General features: G+C 71.5%; 4 protein-coding genes. 2 read left to right on the forward strand and 2 right to left on the reverse strand.

Annotated features, from left to right (window positions below):
* Positions 1-749, reverse strand: a 749-nt coding sequence (locus SSOG_RS09655; protein ID WP_009714031.1) for an ROK family transcriptional regulator, incomplete at its 3' end; no start/stop codon positions are given.
* A gap of 191 nt (positions 750-940) precedes the next feature.
* Between SSOG_RS09655 and SSOG_RS09660 the strand changes: the two genes are divergently transcribed.
* Complete coding sequence (locus SSOG_RS09660) at positions 941-1,228, forward strand: ribosomal protein L7/L12 (RefSeq protein ID WP_039940881.1); 288 nt, start codon at positions 941-943, stop codon at positions 1,226-1,228.
* A 57-nt stretch (positions 1,229-1,285) separates the two neighbouring features.
* Here SSOG_RS09660 and SSOG_RS09665 read toward each other — a convergent pair whose 3' ends face one another.
* Entirely contained in the window at positions 1,286-1,963 is a 678-nt protein-coding gene (locus SSOG_RS09665; RefSeq protein WP_009714033.1) for a GntR family transcriptional regulator, read from the reverse strand.
* 190 nt (positions 1,964-2,153) lie between these two features.
* Here SSOG_RS09665 and fdhD point away from each other — a divergent pair.
* Positions 2,154-3,012: formate dehydrogenase accessory sulfurtransferase FdhD (gene fdhD / locus SSOG_RS09670; protein WP_009714034.1), on the forward strand; the 859-nt coding region annotated here is incomplete at its 3' end.

Raw genomic sequence — 3,012 nt, forward strand, 5'->3', positions numbered from 1 at the left:
TTGCCGCAGGCGCAGGGGCGGCCGTCGGGCTCGGCCTGGATGTGCCCGATGTCGCCCGCGCTGCCGGTCGTACCGCGGTAGACATCGCCCCCGACCACGATGCCGCAGCCGATACCGGTGCCGATCTTGACGCAGAGGAAGTCCTTGACGGAGCGGGCGACTCCGGCGTGCTGCTCCCCCATCGCCATGAGGTTCACGTCGTTGTCGACCATGACGGGGCAGCCCAGTTCCTGGCTGAGTGCCTCCCGTACGGGGAAGCCGTCCCAGCCCGGCATGATCGGCGGCGCGACGGGCACGCCCTCGGGGTACCGGACGGGGCCCGGCACTCCGATGCCCGCGCCGTCGAACCCCTCCGCGACGCCGGAGGCGCGGAGCTTGGCGGCCATGGCCAGCACCTGTTCGAACACCGCGACCGGGCCCTCGCGGACGTCCATGGGCTGTGTGAGGTGGCCGAGAATCTCCAGTTCCGCGTTGGTCACGGCCACGTCGACGGAGGTGGCGCCGATGTCGACGCCGAGCAGCCGCAGGGCGGGCGCGAGCCGTATGTTGTGCGAGCGGCGCCCACCCCGTGAGGCGGCGAGTCCGTCGGCGATCACCAGCCCGGTCTCCAGCAACCGGTCGATCTCGACGGCGAGCTTGGAACGCGAGAGGTCGATCTGATCGCCCAGTTGAGCCCGGGAGTTGGGGCCGCCGTCGCGCAACAGGCGGAGCAGCCGGGCCTGATGCGCGTTCGCGGGTCGTGCCGTCATGCGCCTCACGCCGCCCCTCCCGCCGTCATCGGCATGCACATGGTCGGGCTTTCACGGGGAACGTAGCAGCGGTTGTCGGGGGTGGGAAGAACTTGCGCCGCAATCCATGCGGACTTTCTCCTGTGGAAGGACAAACTAGAGGTGAGGCAGGGGCGATTTCCCGTCACGGCCGCGCCGCTATCATGTCGATCATGGAAATAGCCAGCTTTGCCACCCTCGTGGTCGTCGTCCTGGTGTACGGCAGCCTGGAAGCCCGCCTCAAGCGGCTGGAGCGCCGGAACGCCCGGCTGGAGCGCAAGGCGGATCTGATCCTCGACCACCTGGGCATCCGTCAGGAGGAGCCGGGCATGGAGCGGGTGACGGCCCTGCTGCGCGAGAACAAGAAGATCCAGGCCATCAAGGAGTACCGCGAGATCACGGACGCGGACCTCAAGGAGGCCAAGGTGGCGGTCGAGCGCATGGACGGGACCCGCGGCTGAGGCCACGGGGCCCGGACACGACCCGGCAGTCAGCCGCAGGGGGGCCGCTCGGCGGTGTCAGTCGCTGGGGCGCTCGTGATAGCTGCGGCGCGTGTGCTCCGTATGCGCGCGCATGATCTCCGTGGCGCGCCGTTCGTCGCGCCGGGCGATGGCGGCGATCAGCTCGCGGTGCTCGATCCAGGACTGCTTGCCGCGCTGCCGGGCCACCGGGGTGTAGTACCAGCGGACCCGGCGGTGCACCTGGGCGGCCAGATCCGCCAGCACGGCGTTCCCGGCGAGCGCCATCACCGTGGCGTGGAACTCGGCGTTCGCGGCTACCGCGCCGTCCACGTCGTCGTCCAGGACGGCCCGTTCACCGGTAGCGCACACCTCCTCCAGCGCCGCGACCCCCTCCGGCCCCGCGCCCGCGGCGGCCAGCCGCGCGGCCTCGGCCTCCAGCAGGGTGCGGACGGTGAGGAGCTGATCGGCCTCCTCCTCCGTCGGCTCGTGGACGAACGCTCCCTGCGCCGGGCGCAGATCGACCCACCCCTCGGTGTTGAGCCGCTGGAGTGCTTCGCGCACCGGCTGCCGGGAGACGCCGAGCTGGCTCGCCAGTTCGCTCTCGACGAGGTGCTGGCCGGGGCGGAGGGCGCGGGTGGTGATGAGTTCGAGCAGGGCTTCGTAGACCCGCTCGCGCAGCGGCCCGGGCCGCTCCAGTCTCGGCACCGCGCCCTGCGGCAGCCCCTTGGACAGCATCGCGCCCCCTGTGGATCGGCGTCGGCCGGATTCCCGGATTGGTGGTTCCGGATTGGTTATTGTCTACAGTTTACGCACACCGGGGCTACGGTCTCAGGCCCGCGTGCAGGACAATGAGACCTCCCAGCACGCACGCACCCACGCACGCAACCTACGCACGCAACCCACGCACAGAACCGGGACTGATCGAATGGGACGGGTCACTGAGCGACGCCGCGTCATCCGCCTCCGGGACGGGGTGGTCAGCACCCGCCCGGACACCCTGGTGGCCGAGGAGCCGCTGGAGATCCGGCTGAACGGGCGGCCACTGGCGATCACCATGCGCACACCGGGCGACGACTTCGCGCTGGCCGCGGGTTTCCTGGTGAGCGAGGGCGTGCTCGGCAGCGCGGACGAACTGGCGAACATCGTGTACTGCGCGGGCGCGACCGAGGACGGCTCCAACACCTACAACGTGGTGGACGTGAAGCTCGCCCCGGGCGTGCCCGTCCCCGACATCACCCTCGAGCGCAACGTCTACACGACCTCGTCCTGCGGCCTGTGCGGCAAGGCCAGCCTGGACGCCGTCCGCACCACGGCACGCTGGAAGCTGGACGGGCCGGACGACGACCCGGGCACCCCCGTCCGCATCACCCCGGAGACCCTGACCGCCCTGCCCGACCGGCTGCGCGCCGCCCAGCGCGTCTTCGACCGCACCGGCGGGCTGCACGCGGCGGCGCTGTTCACGCCGGAGGGCGAGCTGCTGGACGTACGGGAGGACGTGGGCCGCCACAACGCGGTGGACAAGCTGGTCGGGCGCGCCCTCCAGCAGGGGCTGCTGCCACTGTCCGGGGCGGTGCTGCTGGTCTCCGGCCGGGCCTCCTTCGAGCTGGCGCAGAAGGCGGTCATGGCGGGGATCCCGGTACTGGCCGCGGTCTCGGCGCCGTCCTCACTGGCCGTGGACCTGGCGGACGAGGCGGGGCTGACGCTGGTCGGCTTCCTGCGCGGCACGTCGATGAACGTGTACGCGGGCGAGCACCGGCTCGCCCTGCCGACGGCGGTCGGCGGCG

The sequence above is a fragment of the Streptomyces himastatinicus ATCC 53653 genome (genome assembly GCF_000158915.1).
Lineage (GTDB): Bacteria > Actinomycetota > Actinomycetes > Streptomycetales > Streptomycetaceae > Streptomyces > Streptomyces himastatinicus.

Excerpts from the sequence above, each read along its gene's own strand:
- SSOG_RS09660 (WP_039940881.1), top strand. The coding sequence starts at position 941 with ATGGAAATAGCCAGCTTTGCCACCCTCGTGGTCGTCGTCCTGGTGTAC.
- SSOG_RS09665 (WP_009714033.1), bottom strand. The coding sequence starts at position 1,963 with ATGCTGTCCAAGGGGCTGCCGCAGGGCGCGGTGCCGAGACTGGAGCGG.